Source organism: Haematospirillum sp. 15-248 (assembly GCF_012102665.1).
In the GTDB taxonomy this organism is placed as follows: Bacteria; Pseudomonadota; Alphaproteobacteria; order Rhodospirillales; family Rhodospirillaceae; genus Haematospirillum.
In genome coordinates this window covers 640,035-659,185 of sequence record NZ_JAAVTF010000001.1, presented here as the reverse complement: position 1 = coordinate 659,185, position 19,151 = coordinate 640,035, and the positions used below count along the sequence as shown (strand labels likewise).

The window sequence follows — 19,151 nt, the reverse complement described above, 5'->3', positions numbered from 1 at the left end:
TTTATATTAATTTGATAATTGCTCTACGCATTCCGCGCGGTCTCGTGCCTTGTCCTCGCCTTTCTTTTCGCAGATACACTTTTTGTAGTCTTCTATATACTTTTCAAAGATGATCTTTCCTTGCTCAAGGGGCTTGGAAGCCAAGGTTTTTACAGAATTAACAGTCCCGACTTCAAAATGTTGCATATCCATTGGGCTATCCCAGTACCCTCCCCAACGAATAAATCCATGCTGGGCAAATAAATCGATAACTTGTTCTGCCATGCCGGGGCGAACAGCTTTCCCAGGTCTTGCATCCAGACGGTTTATATAGGTTCCTGTTGCTGCAAGGGGCTTGACGGCAATTGTTCCATTCGTGCTTGGGTACAGGACAGGATTTTGCAGTGGATTCAGGTCAATTGCCGCGCCATAGGCATGCTTTGACCAGCTTGTGGAACCAGCAATTCTTCGACCGTTAAAGGCGGAAGTATTATTGGCTTCCATAGCGCGATCATCATCGCCGTCGAAGTGCTCCATGGGCATTGCCTGAGCGATAGGAAAGCGCATGGCATATAAATGGTCAAATATAGACTGTGTGCTTTCAGAAATAACGTCAAGAACAACAAGTGTGCCTTCGTGTTTATTTCCTTTGAAATCAATATATTGGAAATGAACATTGCGCAGCCGATCACATCCAACGGGAGGCTTGTCTTTATCCGGTGTGTCAGGATTTGTATCAGGCATTGTGCCATGATCTTTCATGTTCTGACATTGGGCCTCATCAACAGGAGTAATGTTTGCTGTAGCCATTCTTCCTGGTGCCATGAAAAGAGATGTAAAGGCAGAAAACAGGGCTATGCGTATTATTGTATTCATATATGTAGAACTCCTTGGTTTTGCGCATGGAACTTTGGTTGAAACATGTTCTGATATTCCTGCTCGGGGAGATTGCCTTCTTCTTTTCAATGACGTGATGACAGTTCTATTCACACGTATGTCCCCGCCAGAGGAGCAAGAATACTCTGTCACTATAGTGTCTGGATAGCAGACATGAGCCTGATATTTTGTTGGCTGTCATGGAGTAAGTGACGTGCTCTTTTCAGGACCGTTTCAGCCAAGATGAGCCGTAACATGCATATGTTTATGTCTTCAGGGTCACATATGCTCTTTCGAGTCTGCCGGTGTATCTGGCTGCCCCGGAACGAAAGCCCGGATTTTGCTTGATTATGTAAACTGTCCCTGTTTTTGCCAAAATGGTTGTGAAGTGTTAGCGTTTTCCGTCGTTCCCCCAAGCAGGAGCAGAACAATGTCATTTCGTCCCCTTGCGGCTGCCGTGATGGTGGCCTCTGCTTTCTTTACGATCTCGGCGGTGGCGTCCCCGCTTCAGCTTGACGTTTATAATCCGGGTGAGAAGAGCATTTTTCCTGTTACATCAACGATTGTTATGGGAAAGCATGAAGCCATTCTGGTTGATGCCCAGTTCCAGCGTAATGACGCACAGGCCCTTGTGCACAAGATCAAGGCCAGCGGCAGAAAGCTGAAGACAATTTATGTCAGCCATAATGACCCGGACTATTACTTTGGTCTTGATGTCCTGCATGCAGCGTTTCCTGACGCAGAAATTGTTGCTACGCCCCAGACGGTGGCTGCCATCAAGGCCAATAAAGACGGGAAGGTGGCCTATTGGGGGCCGATCCTGAAGCAAAATGCCCCGAAAGAGGTTATTGTCCCACGTCCGCTGTCGGGCAACACCCTGACCTTGGAAGGCGAAACGATCAAGATTATCGGGCTGGATGGTCCAAGCCCTGACCGCACGGTTTTATGGATACCGTCCATGCAGACGATTCTGGGTGGGGTTCCGATTGTTGCCAACCTCCATGTCTGGGTTGCTGATACGCAGACATTCCAGTCACGCCAGGACTGGTTGAAGATGTTGGAGCATTTCAAGGAAATGCATCCGAAAAAGGTTATTCCGGGTCATTTCCTGCCTGATGCCCATGGCAAGATGCCCTTTGATGTTGGTGCTATAGACTTTACACGCATCTACCTTAGAGCGTTTGAGGTTGAGGCCGCCTTGGCATCAAATTCCGGTGAATTGATTGCGGCCATGCGCAAGCGGTATCCAAAGCTTGCGCATGCAGATTCCCTGGAATTAAGTGCAAAGGTGATCAAGGGCGAAATGAAGTGGCCTGCGCATTAAGCCTTTGATGAATGCTGTATTCTTTCGTGGAGGGGCGCATTGCCCCTCCATTTTCTTTATGCCGTTGAAAAGAGTGGAACTTCCATGTGGTCCGTCTAATATCGCGTTCCTTTGACGGGTTGCCATGCTGGAGGCCATATGATGCAGGCTGCTGTGTACAGTCGTCGTTCTTTTCTCAAGACGGTGTCCTTGTTTTCTGTTGTTGCATTGTCTCCGGTTTACGGAATGGCTGCACAACACTCATCTGCTGATGCGGTACAGCGTCTGTCAGATCTGGAAGGAACGTTCGACGGGCGCTTGGGGGTTTTTGCCTTTGACACGGGCAGTGGGGCTTCCCTCGCATGGCGATCCGAAGAGCGTTTCCCGGTTTGCAGTACATTCAAGGCATTTCTGGCTGCGGCAATTCTGCACCGTAGCACATCGGATCACGGGCTTCTGGACCGGGTGATATCTTATCCTCTGGAAGAGCTTGTCTCTTATTCTCCAGTGACCCAGCAGCATGTGCATTCCGGAATGCGTGTGCGGGATATGTGTGCCGCAGCCATCCAGTACAGCGACAACACGGCGGCCAATCTTCTGATGCGGATTCTGGGCGGGCCTGATGCGGTTACCACCTTTATGCGTCAGGCAGGGGATACGGATTTTCGTCTGGACCGCTGGGAGACGGACCTGAATACAGCTATTCCCGGTGATCTCCGTGATACCTCAACACCGGTAGCTATAGCCCGAAGCCTGGACCGCCTTTTGTTTGGTGATGTGTTGTCAGATATGCATCGTGCCGTATTGCAGGACTGGTTGAAAGGCAACACAACGGGAGCATCCCGCATACGAGCCGGTGTTCCTGAAGGCTGGATGGTCGGGGACAGAACAGGCAGTGGGTCTTATGGAACGGCCAATGCGATTGGTGTGCTGTGGCCTCCCGGCAGGAAGCCTGTGATCGCGTCTATTTATACGACCCAGCATTATCGTGAGGCTGTCTGGCGTGATGACATCGTGGCCCAGGCTACCCGCATCATTGTTGACGGGTTGGCATAGCGCGAGACAGGGCGGTACGGAGCCTCAAGGCTCCGTACCGCCGTTGTTCAGTGTACAGTCGAGGATGGGTTCGCTGGTTGCTCTGTCGCAACCGTGTGGTCGTTCAGCATCAGATGACCGTCGCTGACGGTTACAGCCACGGTGTCTCCATCGCGGATTCTGCCTTCGAGCAACAGTGTGGCCAGTGGGTTTTCCAGTTGCTTCTGGATCACCCGTTTCAGGGGACGGGCCCCATAAACAGGATCATAGCCATGCTCGGCCAACCATGTCATGGCCTCTGCATTGACACTCAGCTCTATCTGACGATCGCTCAGACGTTTGCGTAACCGGTCAATCTGGATGGATACAATACCGGTCATATGACCCCGGCCCAGCCGATGGAACAACAGGACCTCGTCCAGCCGGTTCAGGAACTCCGGACGGAACGCGGCCCGTACCACATCCATGACCTGCGGGCGTACGGCTTCTGAATCCTGGCCATCCGGTTGGGCGGCCAGAATATCGGCGCCCAGGTTGGAGGTCAGGATAATCAGCGTATTGCGGAAGTCAACCGTATGGCCTTGTCCGTCGGTCAAGCGTCCGTCATCCAGGACTTGCAGCAGGACGTTGAAAACATCGGGGTGAGCTTTTTCCACCTCGTCGAACAAGATAACCTGATAGGGGCGTCGTCGCACGGCTTCGGACAGCACTCCACCTTCCTCATATCCAACATAACCCGGCGGTGCGCCGATCAAGCGGGATACTGCGTGCTTTTCCATAAATTCGCTCATATCGATACGAACCATGGCGTTGTCATCATCAAACAGGAAGCTGGCCAAGGCCTTTGTCAGTTCTGTTTTTCCGACCCCGGTTGGCCCCAGGAACAGGAAAGAACCCATCGGGCGGTTCGGATCTCCTAGCCCGGCCCTGGCCCGGCGAATGGCACTGGATACGGCGACCAGTGCCTCGTGTTGTCCGATGACACGTTGTCCCAGCATGGATTCCATGCGCAGCAGCTTTTCGCGTTCACCTTCCAGCATTTTATCGACAGGGATACCTGTCCAGCGCGATACAACGCCGGCAATATGCTGGGTGGTGACGGTTTCATTGACCATGCTGTTTTTACCGTCTTCGCGGTGCTCTGCTTCCTGTAGCCGGGCTTGCAGGGCGGGGATAACCGCATACTGTAGTTCCCCGGCCCGTTCATAGCGGCTTTCGCGCAAGGCCTGTTCCAGCTCCATCCGGGCCTGGTCTAGTTGTTCTTTCAGGCGGGTTGCCCCGGCCAGTGTGTCCTTTTCAGCTTTCCAGCGCGCGGTCAGCTCAGCTGATTTTTCTTCCAGCTCGGCCAGCTCCCGTTCCAGCTTTACCAGACGGTCGCGGGATGCGTTGTCTGTCTCCCGTTTCAGGGCCTCCCGCTCTATTTTCAGCTGCACGATACGGCGATCCAGCTCATCCAGATCTTCCGGTTTTGAATCGACTTCCATCCGCAACCGGCTTGCTGCTTCATCCACAAGATCAATGGCCTTGTCGGGAAGGAAACGGTCGGTGATATAGCGGTGTGACAACGTGGCGGCAGAGACCAGTGCCGAGTCTGAAATGCGGACACCGTGGTGCAGTTCATATTTCTCGCGGATACCCCGCAAGATCGATACGGTGTCCTCTACGTTTGGTTCATCGACAAAAACAGGCTGGAAACGGCGTGCAAGGGCGGCATCCTTTTCAACGTGCTTGCGGTATTCATCCAGGGTTGTTGCCCCGATACAGTGCAGTTCCCCCCGTGCAAGGGCGGGCTTGATCAGGTTGGCAGCATCCATGGCGCCGTCTGTTTTGCCTGCCCCGACCAAGGTATGCATTTCATCAATGAACAGGATAATGCCGCCTTCTGCTGCCGTGACCTCGTTCAGTACGGCTTTCAGCCGTTCCTCGAATTCGCCCCGAAATTTGGCTCCGGCAATCAGGGATCCCATGTCCAGGGACATCAGGCTTTTTCCGGCCAGGGATTCCGGGATATCCCCGTTGATAATCCGCAGGGCCAGTCCTTCGACAACCGCCGTTTTTCCAACACCGGGTTCGCCAATCAGCACCGGGTTGTTTTTTGTGCGCCGTGATAAAACCTGAATGGCGCGTCGAATTTCCTCATCGCGTCCGATAACAGGGTCGAGCTTTCCGTTCCGGGCTGCTTCGGTCAGATCACGGGCATACTTCTTCAGGGCATCGTACTGCTGTTCTGCCGATGCGGAGTCTGCAACCCGCCCTTTGCGAAGCTCCCGTATGGCCGCTACCAGCTTTTCGCTGGTCAGGCCGGACTGGGTCAGAATGTCACACACGGTGGTACCGGTGCGTGCGACCATGGCCAGAAGAAGGTATTCTGCGGTGACAAAGCTGTCTCCCGCCTTTTCAGCCAGTTCTTGTGCGGTGACCAGGATGCGTGAGAGATCCTGGGCATAAAACATCTGCGAGGCACCCTGTACCCGGGGCAGCTTTGCAACAGCGCTGTCAACCCCGGCCCGAGCCTTTGCGGCATCGGCGCCAGCCTTGTCCATCAGGTTCGAGGCCAGCCCTTCGCGGTCGTCAAGAAGAGCCTTCAGCACATGTTCAGGGACAACCTGCTGGTGATTTTCCCGGAGAGCTATGGTTTGTGCGGCCTGTATGAATCCCTTTGATCGATCGGTAAAGTGTTCAAAATCCATGTCTTTGTCCTCGTGATGAGCGACGGTAACGGTTCAGCCAATGTGAATGCTCAGCCGAACAATGACGTGTGCCCCGATGTACGGCGACACAGGAAAAACATAGGGAGTAAAAACAGTTGTCCGCAAGGGGGATCAGAAGGAAGCATCTTATAATTGTGACGAATTGACAATTCGCGCAAATAAAAGGAGAATTGTCATATGAAGGCGACTGTAGCGCACATATGCCGGTATCCGGTCAAGGGATTGAGCGCCGATCCGTTGCGGCGGGTTTTGTTGCGGCCAGGCGAAGGAATATCCGGCGATCGTCGTTATGCCATTGTCCGTGGTGGGACGTTGGCCGTTTCCCTGCCGGGCGTACGTCTGACCGAGAATCAGTTTGTAACCTTGGCCAATACGCCGCGCTTGGCCCTTCTCACAACGCGCTGGATTGACGGAGCTTCGACACTGACGATTGAGCGTGATGGCCGGCAGGTGGCTTGGGCTGATTTGTCGACCGTTGTTGGTCGCGCCAGGATATCGGACTTTTTCTCCGCCTTTCTTCATGACCCCGGTCAACCTGATGTTGGTCTTGTCGATCTGGGTGATGAGCTGTCCGGTTTGGCTGGTGGGACGCTGCTGACGGTTGTCTCGGAAAGCAGCCTGATGGATCTGGAGCGTGTTGCCGGCCATTCCCTTGATGCCCGCCGTTTTCGTCCCAACCTGATACTGGCAGGGTTGCCGGCTTGGGTTGAGCTGTCCATGATCGGACGTGAAATCGTTGTAGGGAAAGGGCTGCGCCTGCGTTTCGTTCAGCCTGCGGAATGTCGGCCATCTGCCAACGTGGATCCTGTACAGGGTCTTGTGGACCTGAATCTGGTGCGGTCTCTGCAGCGCGGGTTCGGGCACAGTTATTTCGGTGTTTTGGCCCAGGTTGTGACAGGCGGGGTAATGGAGGTCGGCTGCAAGGTTTCAGCGCCGGTGTCTTCTGTAACCTGAGACAGGAGGCTGTATTGCGCTCTGCCTATCCGCCGCCCCAGCCATTGGGCCTGGGATGGCGGCTGTAGAAGTCTTCAATCGCTTTCCATCCTTCTTCTGCCGTTTCGACGAAGCGGAATATGTCCAGATCTTCGGGTGATATTGTGCCTTCCTCGACCATGGCCTCGAAATTCACCACCCGTCGCCACCAGGCTTCTCCAAAAAGAAGAACAGGAATCTTCTGGATTTTGTGGGTCTGAATCAGGGTTAGTCCCTCGAACAGCTCGTCCATGGTTCCGAATCCACCGGGGAAGCAGGCAAGCGCCTCGGCCCTGATCAGGAAGTGCATTTTGCGGATGGCAAAATAGTGGAAGTTGAACGAGAGCTTGGGTGTGATGTAGCTGTTCGGTGCCTGTTCATGCGGCAGAACAATAGACAAGCCAACGCTGTCAGCACCAATATCGTCAGCCCCCCGGTTGGCCGCTTCCATGATGCCAGGGCCCCCGCCTGTACATACAACATAGCGGCGGTGGCTGGGTTGACTTCCTGCTTCTGACACCAGGCGGGCAAACGTACGTGCAATATCGTAGTAGCGACTGGTTTCAGCCAAGCGTTTTGCAATGGCCAGATTGCGTTTGGCTGTTGCATCGTCGGGATTGGCCGAGGCTGCCTTTTCAGCTTGCTGCAAGGCGGCTTGTGCGACCTTGGGCTCATGGATCCGTGCGCTGCCGAAAACAACCACGGTTGAAATAATGCCTTCTTCTTGCAGCAAGACTTCGGGCTTGAGCAGCTCCAGTTGCAGCCGAACGGGGCGCAGGTCGCGCGTGGTCAGGAAGTCCAGGTCCGTAAAAGCCAAGCGATAACTGGGGGAGCTGTTTTGCGGCGTGGAGTCCCTGGCGATTTCCTCGTCGATTGTGCGCCGGTCTTCAGCCGAACTGGCAAACGGGGAGTAGGGACGGTCGTGTGAATCAGATGACAAGGAACAATCTCCACAACAAGCATGCAGGAGCATTTTCCATTCATCAGATAATTGAACGCGGCAGACTGCAACCGTTTTCGGCGCACTTAGCCACCAAGCCAAGAATAGTGTCGCGCATGCCGATCCGGTTTACATCCCCGTTGTCAAGGTATGCTGTCTCTGTGGGGTGGTCTCGGCGCGGGCAGGTGGCAATGCGGGCTGTGACGGAGCTGGCGTATCTTCGGAAACAAGCTCCGGAGGCAGTTTCTTTGATGCTTTTCCACCCAGCTCATAGACCCGCTGTGCTTGCCGCAGCAGGTTCCCGTGTCCGGATGAAAGTTTGTTCATGGCGGCATCATAGCTTTTGTGGGTTTGGTTCAGACGTGTGCCGATCATCTGCATGTCTTCGACAAAGCCGGTGAGCTTGTCGTACATTTTACCGGCCAAGGCTGCGATTTCCTCTGCATTGCTGTTGCGTCGCTCCACCTTCCATACGGCAGCAATGGTACGCAGGGCAATCATCAGGGTTGTTGGTGTTGCAATGGCAATGTTGGCTTCTGCCGCACAGGCCGTCAGTTCCGGGTCTTCCTGCAGCGCCAGGGCCAGCGCCCCCTCTATGGGAACAAACAAGATGACGTAATCCAGCTGGATGCCGGGCAAGTTCTGATAGGTCTTGCCCGAAAGGTCGCGAATGTGATTGCGCAGGGATGTCACGTGAGCCTTGGCCTGGGCGGTACGTTCAGCATCGGTTTCCGCATTAATGCAGGCTTCAAAAGCGGTCAGGGATACCTTGCTGTCGACAATGACCTTTTGCCCGCCTGGCAGGTAGACAACAACATCAGGCCGCAACCGTTTGCCATCCTCGGTCGTGAAGGTTTCCTGACTCTGGTATTCCTCGCCTTCTCTCAGGCCGGATCGTTCCAGGATAGAGGTCAGGACCATTTCCCCCCACGCGCCTTGGGTTTTGCTTTTGCCCTTCAACGCCTGTGTCAGATTATGGGTTTCATTACTCATTCGTGCCCCGGTTTCTGTCAGGGTACGAATTTGCTCGGCCAGTGCTGCGCGGTCCTTGCTGCTTTCAACGTGGGCACTTTGCAGTCCCTGCTGGAATTCTGAAAGCTTCTGGCGCATGGGGGCCAGGATGGCTTCTATCTGTTCCCGGTTCTGGCGGGTAAAGGTTGTGCTATGCTGGGTTATGACGCCTTCGGCCAGAACCCTGAACTCCTTGCCCATCTGGTCGCGGGCATCCTTGAGCAAGGCCAGTCTTTCGTTTGCCTGCCGACGTTCTTGTTCCAGTGTTTCGGTGACAACGGCCAGTCTGGATTGCAGGTCGGCACGTTCGCGTTCCAGATGCTCAAGCTTCGTCGTCATCTGTGCGCTTATTCGTTCCGCTACGCCAAGGCGATCTTTCTGTTCCTGGTTAACGGTTTCAAGCCGCCCTGCTGTTTCACGGAGTGAGCCCAGTTCCTGCTCCAGATGTCTTCGCAGGGCATGTTGTTGCCTGAGTTCGTCTTCCAGATCAACCAGGTGCGATATGCGTTCCTGAAGCACGGCACGGGTGCACTCGGACTCATGCCAGGCTACGGACAGGCGTTCGCGTTCGTTTTCGGTGACAGACAGTGTTTCCCGTATTCTGGCGCCGTTGCGCCACAGGATGCCGGCCAGTGCGGCGCAGCCAAGGCTCAAGGTAACAAGAAAAACATCCAGCAACAGGGAAGGCATATCCAAAGATTCCAGGAGAGTGGAAGGGCACTATACTCGCCTACAGTGGAATATCAGGACAAAGGAATCAAGGTGATAAAGAGAACAAAAAGTGAATAATCAGGAAGTGGGCCGTACACGCCGGCATGGCCCACCGTGCTCTTTCAGGCTGCACGCCCCTTGTTGGCGGCTGACCAGCCCTTGGGATCATCAAGAAAGTTCTGGACCTCCACAGCATCGTTGTGGGTGATGCTGTTGGTCTTCAGGGCTGTTTGCAGTACATCGTGCCATGTACACAGATAATGTAGCTCCAGATCTTCCCGCGACAAGTGGTCCAAGGCCCCGGGGAAAATGCCATAAAAAAAGATAACCAGTGCATGGCGGCACTGTGCACCCGCCTCGCGCAGGGCTTGGGCAAAGTGAATCTTTGATCCACCATCTGTCGCCAGATCTTCCACCAGAAGAACCCGTTGCCCCTCTTTCAGGTCTCCTTCAATCCGGGCCATGCGTCCAAAGCCTTTCGGCTTTTTCCGGACGTACTGCATGGGCAGATTCAGGCGGTCAGCCAGCCAAGCAGCATAGGGGATACCCGCTGTTTCTCCCCCGGCAACCGTGTCCAGCCTGTCGAAGCCGATTCTGTGCTCCACATGCTCTACCGCCAAGCTGATGATTTTTTGTCTGGCCCGCGGAAAGGCAATAATCTTGCGGCAGTCAATATAGACCGGGCTTGCCCAGCCCGATGTCAGGGTATAAGGCTCGTCTGGGCGGAAGTGAACGGCCCCGATATCCAGTAAAATCCGGGAAACAGTTGAGGCTGTGGACAGGCTGTCCGGGGTGCGGATGGCATCCATAGCTGTTCCTTGTGCTTGAAGACGGAAAGGCACGGACGTTGTAAAGCTTTTGGTAGTATCAAACAATTCAAAACCTTCCGCTTACGCGATCTGGTCTTTGTTCCGGTGTGAGGCAGGACTCATCCGTCTGTCCGTGTCGGTACCAAGGTGGATGTGTCGCGAATCTGAACTTCGTGTCAGAGCAGACGTTATATGTAGCAAGAGGCTGGTTACGGAGTATTCTTTTTGTACACTTTATGTCATATAGTTTCGCAACGTATGCCGTGTTTCGTGTGATGGTATGTTTGTGCCATTCTTTCAGGGCTGGGCAAAATGAAAGTTCCGCCGCAAAAATCGCGGGGAAGCGCATCGGGTTCGTCACGAAGTTCCCATACAGGGGGGCGTGTGTCTTCCGGTCGCGTGGGCAGGGCACCTTTTGCGGCGGCTCCGTCGTTTCCTCATAAACAGGGGGCAAGGCTGGTGGATCCTGTGGATCCTGTCGTCTGGGTGTTGACCGATGACCGGGCTGGGAATGTCAGCCAGGCAACTGGCGTTGCCGAAGCTCTTGGCTGGCCCTTTGAGGTTCGCCCGATACACTATACAGCTCTTGGTCACATGCCCAATCTGTTGCGCGGGGCATCGTTGCTTGGCATCAGCAATGAAAGTCGTGTTCTGTTGGAAACAACCCTGACGCCGGACCAGGCACCTGATCTGGTTATTGCTGCCGGGCGTCGTACGGCGCCTGTTGCGCGCTGGATCAAGCGACGTGCGGGAAAGCCGTGTTTCCTCTGCCAGATTATGTGGCCCGGCATGCCCGGTATTTCCGACTTTGATCTGGTTGCCGTGCCGACACACGATAACCTTTTTGGCCAGTATGCCAATGTGATGAGGATTACCGGTGCTCCCCACCGGGTAACGGAAGGGCGACTTGCTGTCGAGGGTGCGCGCTGGCGTGATCGCCTGCGGCATTTGCGGGGGCCGGTGGTGGCTCTGATCGTCGGGGGGGCAACGCGCCGAAAAGCCTTTACACCAAAGATGGCGACAGACCTGGGCAAGCATGTTTCGTCCATGGTTGCCAGTGCGGGTGGGTCACTTGTTGTAACCACGTCACGAAGAACCGGGCGCGATGCCACGGATGCCCTTTTTGCGGCCCTTCCGGCACCTGGTCATTCGTTTCGCTGGGGTAGTCGGGATGAGAATCCCTATTTTGGCTATCTTGCTCTGGCCGATGCCATTGTTGTAACCGGAGATTCGGTCAGCATGGTCTCGGAAGCCTGTGCCAGCCCGGCACCTGTTTTTATTTATGCCCCCACCGGTCTGGTATCGCGCAAGCATGCCCGGCTGCACCGGAACCTTTATGCACTTGGTATTGCTGAACCGATGAAAGATACGTTTTCGACCTGGGTCCATCCGCCCCTGAATGCTGCCGTTGATATTGCGCGCATGGTTCGTCTTGCCCTCCTCGGCGAAGAGGGTGACGGTCAGTGACATTGCCTTTGTTTGACCTGACAGGTCGGGTTGCCCTTGTCACGGGGGCATCCCGTGGTCTGGGCCTTGAGATTGCTGTTGGACTTGCGTCTGTTGGTGCTGTTGTCTGGATGGGGGGACGTGACCGCGCCGCCTTGCAGGTTGCGTGTGACCGCGTTCCGGGAAGTCGACCGCTTGTGTTTGCGGTTGAAGACAAGGGCGAGCGTGACAGGGCTGTTCAGTCCGTATTCCGGGAAAGTGGTCGGCTTGATATCCTTGTCAACGCTGTCGGAATGCGTGACCGTCGCCCGGTCGAAGCTTTTACCGACCAAGATGTTGAGACTATGTTGACGGCAAATCTGATTGCCCCCTTTTCGTTGGCACGTCTGGTTGCTCCGGGGATGGCAGAGCGCGGGTTTGGCCGCATTATCAACGTTACGTCCGTTGCAGCCCATGTTGCCAGACGCGGTGATGCGGTTTACACGGCTTCCAAGGCGGCCTTGACCGGGATGACCCGTGCTCTTGCGATGGAGTGGGGGCATCAGGGCATTACTGTCAACGCCTTGGCACCCGGTTTTTTTGCCACAGAAACGAACCGGGAAATGTCTTCAGATCCGGATGTTGCTACGTGGCTTGCCGGTCGTACAGCCGTGGGGCGGTGGGGGCGTCCGGATGAAGTGACCGGTGCGGCTGTTTTTCTGTCTTCTCCGTCATCGAGCTATGTGACAGGTCATGTGCTTTTTGTCGACGGAGGTTTTATTTCCTGTTTTTGAGGGATGGACGGTGCAGCGGACAGTTCTTTCTGCTGCACCTTACGATCCTCCATGCATACCGCGATAATGCCCCGCCGTTCTTTCTCGTCTCCCTCCTCTGCGCTGAACGGGGTGAGAGAGCAGGCCATCAGGATATAAGAACCGTCTACATTACGAAGCCTGAAGCGAATGGATGAGGGTTCGTGTTTCTCGAAGGCGATCTGAAGCAGTGATCGTGTTGTGCGACGGTCTTCCGGGTGTATAGCTGCCATCCATTCATCCGGGTTAAGCGGATCAGGGCGCATGCCCGTCAGCACTGTCCAGGCATGATTGAAGTGTTTCCGACCTTTCTCATGGCTGCTCCACCATACGGGGACAGGCAGATTTTCCAGAATTTCGCGGAAACGATGTGCAGTTGCCCGTGCTTTTTCTTCAGAAGAACGGATCCAGGTGACGTCTTGGATGATGCCGGTTCCGTTGACCGGCTTGCCTTGCTCATTAAAGCCAAGTTCCGCCTTGATATGAAGCCACAGTTCCCTGGATCCATTGTGGGACCGGTACACGAGATCCAAGGGGGCACCACGGCGTGCGGCAGAGATGGCCTCAGCAAGCATTTCTGTTTCTGTACCATGAGATCCCACTGCCATTTCCAGGGGGCCTGTGTTCCCCTCCCTGTAGCCGAGAATACGGCAGGCCGTATCAGACCATTTGATTGTGCCGTCCTCCATGGCTGCCCAGCTGCCCAGATCCCCGATCTCTTCTGCCTTGAGAAAGACTTGTATGTTCCGTCCCATCTCTTTGTTCTGTTGTCTCCACGCCAAGGACCGCCTGAGAATAAAAATAACCAGAACGGTGAGCATGATCCCAACAGTAGAAAACAGGAAAGACAAGCTGAGGGCTCTGAGGCGCCACGATGCCAGACCATCGCTTTCAGACATTTCAACCAGAATGGTCAGGTCGAGTACGGATGTTTTATGGGCTGCTATCATCAATGAGTCCTGGCCCCCGGAGCTTCCCGTGGTTTCCAGAAGCGCTTCAAGCTTGTCTGATGCTGCAAACTGTGCGAGCTGGGTGAAGTCAGCCTTGGATGATCCGACGGCATCGGCATCCCGGTCCGGCAGTTGGGCCAGGATTGTCAAGCCAGAGTCAAGAAGGGTCAGTTTGCCGCTGGGATGGTCAGGGCGCAGCGGAGCCAGCAAGGTTGTGAAGGCATGGGTTGGAAACGTCAGGATAACCATGCCGCGAATGGAGCGGTCCGGCGTGTGCAGGGCATGAACGTACATGACGACCATGCGGCCCAGTGAACTCCGTACGGGACCAACCAGCACAGCTCGCCGCGAACGGTCACTGCGCAGTTCATCCATGGCCATTTCACTGTATTCAAACTGTGTGCCGACCATCTGGGGCAAGGAGGCGTGGTGGATAAGGCCCGCCCTGTCGCTGACAACGACGCTGACAAGAGAAGCCTCCCGCTTCATGATTCGTTGCAGGAGAGGGCTATATTCTGTGCCGGGTGGGGCTGTCCCCGGAGCCGGGGTTCCATACTCCACCGCAACCGCAGCGCGTTCCATATGGCCTACAAATCGCGTCATAGCCAGCTCTGCTTCACGGGCACTGTTTTCAAGGCTTTGTCCGGTTACGAAACGGCTTTCCTGACGTGTGTCAGAAAGATAAACCGTCAGGAGCGTTGCCATGGTGACAAGAAAGCTTAGGCCGAGGGTAATTACATACCCTGTTATACTCCCAAGCTCCGTGTCTTGTGTCGGTTCCCGGGGTGGCAGCACAAGCTCTTGCATGGAGGCATACAGATCCTCCTGCGCAGGTCTGGCCTTGTCAATCTGACCTTCATCCACCAAGCCGGAGATCTCCTGTTCGTGGGAGCAGAGCAGATTTGCTGCGCATGTCCTGCCATGAGGATACTGGCGAATCCAGCCTTCTGTCCAGAAGACCAAGGGGATGATGTGCCTGGTCCGCCCAATGCTGACCGTGAAGCGTTATATGGCCTTGGAGTGCTTGAGTTCGCCTTGTTTCAGATATTGGTCAAAACGTGCTGCGGCGACCCGGACCAGCGGCCTTCCCTCTTCTGTCATGCGCAGCATGTATCCGTGCCGGATAACCAGGTTGTCTTTCTCCAGGTCCTGCATTCCGTTCAGTTCAGGGGTGAAATAGTCATGCTCACGCCCGAAAGCTGAGGCTATCTCACCAAGGTCAACCTCCAGATCACACATCAGCCGTTCAATAACCATGCGCCGCATGCGGTCTTCATCGGATATGGCAATGCCGCGACGAATTGGCAGGATACCACCGGAGATCATGCGTCTCCAGGCGTGCACTTCCCCCTCGTTGGCAACGTATCCTTGGGGCAGGGACCCAATGCCCGATGCGCCCATGCCCAGAAGAACAGGTGCTGTATCCGTTGTGTACCCCTGGAAATTCCGGTTCAGCCGCTTTTCGGTCTGGGCTATGGCCATCGTGTCGTTGGCAAGGGCAAAGTGGTCCAGTCCGATACTGACGTAGCCGTACTGATGCAGGCGTTCTGTGGCGGCTTCGTACTGCTCCCATCGTTCCCGGAACCCGGGCAGGCAGTCTTCGGGCAACAAGGTCTGGTGCTTGCGCATCCAGGGAACATGGGCATAGCCGAACAGTGAAATACGCTGTGGCCCCAGACTGACAGCCCGGTCCACCGTATCCAGAATGCTGGCGGTGGTCTGGTAGGGTAGTCCATACATCAGGTCCATGTTGATCCGGTCAATGCCGTGCCTGCGCAGCCACTTGAATACCGAGGCAACCAGTTCGAAAGGCTGAATCCGGTTAACGGTTTCCTGTACCTTGTGATTGAAATCCTGCACACCAACAGATGCCCGGTTTACACCGGCTGCTGCCATGGCCTGGATGTAGGCTTCATCGGCTGTACGTGGATCCAGCTCGACGGCTGTTTCTGCATCAGGGGAAAACGAGAAACAGTTCTTGAGGCGTTGCATCAGCCGCGTGAAGTCAGGTGCCGACAGGATGGTGGGACTGCCCCCCCCAAAGTGGATATGCTTGGCCGTGAAACGTGCCGGAAGGGCATTGGCCACAAGGTCAATTTCCTGCAGCAGGGTTTCCAAGTACTCTGCAATGGGTGCATACCGCTTGGTGATTTTGGTATGACATCCGCAGAACCAGCACATTTCAGCACAGTAAACCACGTGCAGATACAGGGATACCGGTGTTTCGGGATCCAGTGTTTCCAGCCATGTCCGGTAGAGATCCGGGGTTACGGCCGCCGAGAAATGCGGGGCAGTTGGATAGCTGGTGTAACGCGGAAGCCGCAGATTGTATTTGTTCAGCAGATCGTGGTTCATCAGCTTTCCTCATCTGTACAACGGCCCCGTTCCGGTCGGGGAAGCCTTGCCGCCTGTTAAAACGTGCTTCCCCCCTTGCCTGCAAGCGCATAGTGTAGCGCCGTTTGTTCCGGAGGTTCCATGCCACGTTTTGCTGCCAATCTTTCTGTTCTCTTTACAGAACAGCCTTTTCTCGACCGTTTTTCCGCTGCGGCCCAGGCAGGGTTCAAGGGGTGTGAATTTGCGTTTCCCTATCTCTACCCCGCCGAGGAGGTGGCCGACAAGGCCGTTGCCGCCGGGATGAAGATTGTCGCGTTCAATGCCCCCCCGGGTGACTGGGCTGCCGGAGAGCGTGGCCTTGCTGCCGTGCCCGGCCGTCAGGATGACTTCCGGTCGGATCTGGAGCTTGCCGCCCACTATGCCCGACATCTTGGGTGTTCCTGTGTTCATGTTATGGCCGGCGTTGTTCCGGAAGAAGACTGGGAGGAAGCGCTGGATGTCTATATGGCCAATATCGACTATGCGGCCAGTCAGCTGGAAGCTGAGGGGCTGCGGTGTCTGATTGAACCGATCTCCCGGCAGACTGTGCCCGGCTACTTCCTGTCGCGTCCGGATGATGCCGCTTTGGTTCTGGAGCAAACGGGGCATCGTAATCTTTACATGCTGTACGATGTTTACCATGCCCAGATGACGCAGGGTGCCCTGACCGATTTTATTGAGGGCAATATGAGCCGGATTGCGCATATTCAGGTTGCGGGCGTTCCGGGGCGGAATGAGCCTGATATGCTGGGAGAGATCAATTTTCGCTATATGTTCGACCTTCTGGACGGGGCCGGATATGACGGATGGATCGGGTGCGAATACAAGCCCAGGGGGACAACGCTTGACGGTCTGCGCTGGGCTTCGGACTGGTTGCGGCCCCAAGGGGTGTGAGCAGTCTAAAAAAACGGGGCGCCGGAAAACCCGGAGCCCCGCTGAGTTGGGTGCGCAAAAAGTGAGTGCTACAACAATAACAGGAGAGGCACAGGGGGTATAATGCCTGTGTGTCCATGAACTGTATCTGAACAGATTGTGGCGAAAGAGCGGTTTTATGAGGGCGTCATGCCCCTTATATGTCCAGTTCACGGGCAAAACGGGCGTGGGCCTGAATGAACTGGAACCGCAGTTCGGGTTTGCGCCCCATCAGCTGTTCCACCAAGCTGGCTGTTGCCCGGCTGTCTTCCAGCTCTTCCTCGGTTTTCTTGCCGGGCAAGACAACCTGAAGCAAGGTCCGGGTTGCCGGGTTCATCGTGGTTTCCTTCAACTGGGCGGGGGGCATTTCACCCAGTCCCTTGAACCGGCTGATATCTACTTTCCCCTTGCCCTTGAAGTGCTTGGACATGATCTGGTCCCGGTGTGCATCATCCCGTGCATAGATACTTTTCCCGCCTTGGGTCAGGCGATACAGGGGCGGCATGGCCAGATACAGCCTGCCATCTTCGATCAAGCACGGCATTTCACGGTAAAAGAATGTCATAAGGAGGCTTGCGATATGGGCCCCGTCCACGTCAGCGTCCGTCATGATGATGACCTTGCCGTAGCGCAGTTTTTCTAAATCGTACCGGTTGCCGGGGCCACAGCCCAAGGCTTCCACCAGATCCTGCAGTTCCTGGTTGGCGCGCAGTTTCTCGGCGCTGGCCGAGGCGACGTTCAGGATCTTGCCACGCAGCGGCAAAATGGCCTGTGTTTCCCGGTTGCGGGCCTGCTTGGCCGATCCGCCGGCAGAGTCCCCTTCGACGATAAAGAGTTCGGTGCCTTCTGCGACAGAGCGTGAGCAATCGGCAAGTTTGCCGGGCAGGCGCAGTTTCTTGGTGGCGGATTTGCGTGACATTTCACGGCTTTGCTTCCGCCGCAGGCGTTCTTCCTGGCGGTTCAGAACGTGTTCAAGAAGAACATTGGCGGCAGCCGGTGCCCCGGCCAGCCAGTGGTCGAACAGGTCACGGACAGCCTGTTCGACCAAGCGGGTTGCCTCGCTCGATGACAGCTTTTCTTTGGTTTGCCCTTGAAACTGGGGCTCCCGAATGAATACGGACAGCATGACGCAGCTTCCGCCCAGCGCGTCTTCTGCTGTTAGCGTGGAGCCTTTCCGGTTCCCGGTCAGCTCAGCATAGGCTTTCAGCCCCTTGGTGACGGCATTGCGCAGTCCCTGTTCGTGTGTGCCACCTTCGGGGGTTGGGACGGTGTTGACATAGGAAGAAAAGAAGCCTTCTTGATCTTCCGGCCAGCACAGGGCCCATTCCACACTGCCCATATCATCAGCCAGTGATGCGCTGCCGGCATACAGGCCCGATATGGTGGCCCGTCCCCGGAGGGTCGTGGCGAGGAAATCCTCCAACCCGTTGGGGAAGTGTAGTTCCTCTGATGCGGGGACAGAGTCCGACCCGTCCAGGAGCACCGGATCACAGGACCAGCGAATTTTGACACCCCGGAACAAATAAGCCTTGGAGCGGGCCATCCGGTACAGGGTTGCCGGTCTGAACCGGGCACGGATACCAAAAATATCCGGGTCCGGGCGGAACCGTACCAAGGTACCGCGACGGTTTGACACCGTGCCGGCCAGTTCCAGCGGCCCTTGGGGGGTGCCGCGCACATAGCTTTGCCGCCACAGTTTCTTATCCCGGGCAACCTCGACAATCATCAGTTCGGACAGGGCATTGACGACGGAGCTTCCCACCCCGTGCAACCCCCCCGAGACCTTGTAGGCATCGCCCCCGAATTTTCCGCCGGAGTGCAGCGTGGTCAGAATGACTTCCAGTGCCGACTTGTCCCGATACTTCGGATGGGGATCCACGGGGATGCCGCGGCCATTGTCGCGGATTGTCACAAAACCATCGGCTGCCAGTTCCAGGTCGATGAAGGTGGCGTGTCCTGCCACGGCTTCGTCCATGGCATTGTCCAGCACCTCTGCTGCCAGGTGATGCATGGCTTTCTCATCAGTACCACCGATGTACATGCCCGGGCGTTTGCGTACGGGTTCCAGACCTTCCAGGACTTCAATGTCCTTGGCGGTATATTCCTGTGACTTCGGGGCAAGAAACTGAAACAGGTCTGACATGGCACTCGCGCGGTTTTGTGTGATGTACGGTGGCATACATCTCCGGTACGGGGCCGCCCCGGAGATGGCAGGCGGCCGAAGAGCCATGCCTGCCCAAGGGGACAGGGTTACTATATCCTGTCACAGACGGAAATAGCTGATTGCCTTCAGGGGTTCCGAAAGTCACAATCCGGGTGCTTGCCATTGCGT

14 protein-coding genes are annotated in these 19,151 nt (G+C 55.6%); 6 read left to right on the top strand and 8 right to left on the bottom strand.

Annotation, left to right across the window (positions count from 1 at the left end):
* Window positions 1-6: 6 nt before the first annotated feature.
* Entirely contained in the window at window positions 7-855 is an 849-nt protein-coding gene (locus tag HEQ72_RS03025; protein ID WP_168022492.1) for a M15 family metallopeptidase, read from the bottom strand.
* 430 nt (window positions 856-1,285) lie between these two features.
* On the opposite strand from HEQ72_RS03025, the gene HEQ72_RS03020 reads away from it, so the two are divergent.
* Complete coding sequence (locus tag HEQ72_RS03020; protein ID WP_168018521.1) at window positions 1,286-2,179, top strand: MBL fold metallo-hydrolase; 894 nt, start codon at window positions 1,286-1,288, stop codon at window positions 2,177-2,179.
* A 141-nt stretch (window positions 2,180-2,320) separates the two neighbouring features.
* Window positions 2,321-3,214, top strand: a complete 894-nt coding sequence (gene bla, locus HEQ72_RS03015) for a class A beta-lactamase (RefSeq protein ID WP_168019182.1) — start codon at window positions 2,321-2,323, stop codon at window positions 3,212-3,214.
* Between the two features lie 47 nt (window positions 3,215-3,261).
* Here the strand turns inward: bla and clpB are convergent, their stop codons facing one another.
* A complete protein-coding gene (gene clpB, locus HEQ72_RS03010) occupies window positions 3,262-5,883 on the bottom strand; it encodes an ATP-dependent chaperone ClpB (protein ID WP_168018522.1) in 2,622 nt (873 codons plus the stop codon).
* Window positions 5,884-6,081: 198 nt separating this feature from the next.
* Here clpB and HEQ72_RS03005 point away from each other — a divergent pair, with 198 nt between their 5' ends.
* Window positions 6,082-6,858: an MOSC domain-containing protein gene (locus tag HEQ72_RS03005; RefSeq protein ID WP_168022491.1), complete on the top strand. Its 777-nt coding sequence runs from the start codon at window positions 6,082-6,084 to the stop codon at window positions 6,856-6,858.
* Window positions 6,859-6,883: 25 nt separating this feature from the next.
* On the opposite strand, the gene HEQ72_RS03000 is transcribed toward HEQ72_RS03005, so the two are convergent.
* The 3 genes from HEQ72_RS03000 to HEQ72_RS02990 all read right to left on the bottom strand — a co-directional run bounded on the left by HEQ72_RS03000 (window position 6,884) and on the right by HEQ72_RS02990 (window position 10,347).
* On the bottom strand, window positions 6,884-7,750 hold the full coding sequence (locus HEQ72_RS03000; RefSeq protein ID WP_322099468.1) for an LOG family protein: 867 nt from the start codon (window positions 7,748-7,750) through the stop codon (window positions 6,884-6,886).
* A 195-nt stretch (window positions 7,751-7,945) separates the two neighbouring features.
* The gene (gene rmuC, locus HEQ72_RS02995; protein ID WP_168018524.1) at window positions 7,946-9,517 is read right to left on the bottom strand and encodes a DNA recombination protein RmuC; all 1,572 of its coding nucleotides are present in this window, start codon (window positions 9,515-9,517) and stop codon (window positions 7,946-7,948) included.
* A gap of 143 nt (window positions 9,518-9,660) precedes the next feature.
* Entirely contained in the window at window positions 9,661-10,347 is a 687-nt protein-coding gene (locus HEQ72_RS02990; RefSeq protein ID WP_168022489.1) for an orotate phosphoribosyltransferase, read from the bottom strand.
* Between the two features lie 384 nt (window positions 10,348-10,731).
* Here HEQ72_RS02990 and HEQ72_RS02985 point away from each other — a divergent pair, with 384 nt between their 5' ends.
* Together HEQ72_RS02985 and HEQ72_RS02980 are read left to right on the top strand one after the other, a co-directional pair.
* Window positions 10,732-11,814 (top strand): mitochondrial fission ELM1 family protein, encoded by a 1,083-nt coding sequence (locus HEQ72_RS02985; RefSeq protein ID WP_322099464.1) that lies wholly within the window; start codon window positions 10,732-10,734, stop codon window positions 11,812-11,814.
* Window positions 11,811-12,566, top strand: coding sequence for an SDR family oxidoreductase (locus tag HEQ72_RS02980; RefSeq protein ID WP_168018527.1), 756 nt, complete (start codon window positions 11,811-11,813; stop codon window positions 12,564-12,566). Before HEQ72_RS02985 ends, HEQ72_RS02980 begins: the two co-directional genes overlap by 4 nt.
* Here the strand turns inward: HEQ72_RS02980 and HEQ72_RS02975 are convergent.
* Together HEQ72_RS02975 and hemN are read right to left on the bottom strand one after the other, a co-directional pair.
* Window positions 12,524-14,398, bottom strand: coding sequence for a PAS domain-containing protein (locus tag HEQ72_RS02975; RefSeq protein WP_322099467.1), 1,875 nt, complete (start codon window positions 14,396-14,398; stop codon window positions 12,524-12,526). The two genes, HEQ72_RS02980 and HEQ72_RS02975, sit on opposite strands and share 43 nt — an antisense overlap.
* A 141-nt stretch (window positions 14,399-14,539) precedes the next feature.
* Window positions 14,540-15,889, bottom strand: a complete 1,350-nt coding sequence (gene hemN / locus HEQ72_RS02970; protein WP_168022486.1) for an oxygen-independent coproporphyrinogen III oxidase — start codon at window positions 15,887-15,889, stop codon at window positions 14,540-14,542.
* Between the two features lie 120 nt (window positions 15,890-16,009).
* Here hemN and otnI point away from each other — a divergent pair, with 120 nt between their 5' ends.
* Window positions 16,010-16,801 (top strand): 2-oxo-tetronate isomerase, encoded by a 792-nt coding sequence (gene otnI, locus HEQ72_RS02965; RefSeq protein ID WP_168022485.1) that lies wholly within the window; start codon window positions 16,010-16,012, stop codon window positions 16,799-16,801.
* 175 nt (window positions 16,802-16,976) lie between these two features.
* Here otnI and parE read toward each other — a convergent pair whose 3' ends face one another.
* Complete coding sequence (gene parE / locus HEQ72_RS02960; RefSeq protein WP_168022517.1) at window positions 16,977-18,962, bottom strand: DNA topoisomerase IV subunit B; 1,986 nt, start codon at window positions 18,960-18,962, stop codon at window positions 16,977-16,979.
* Between the last annotated feature and the right edge of the window lie 189 nt (window positions 18,963-19,151).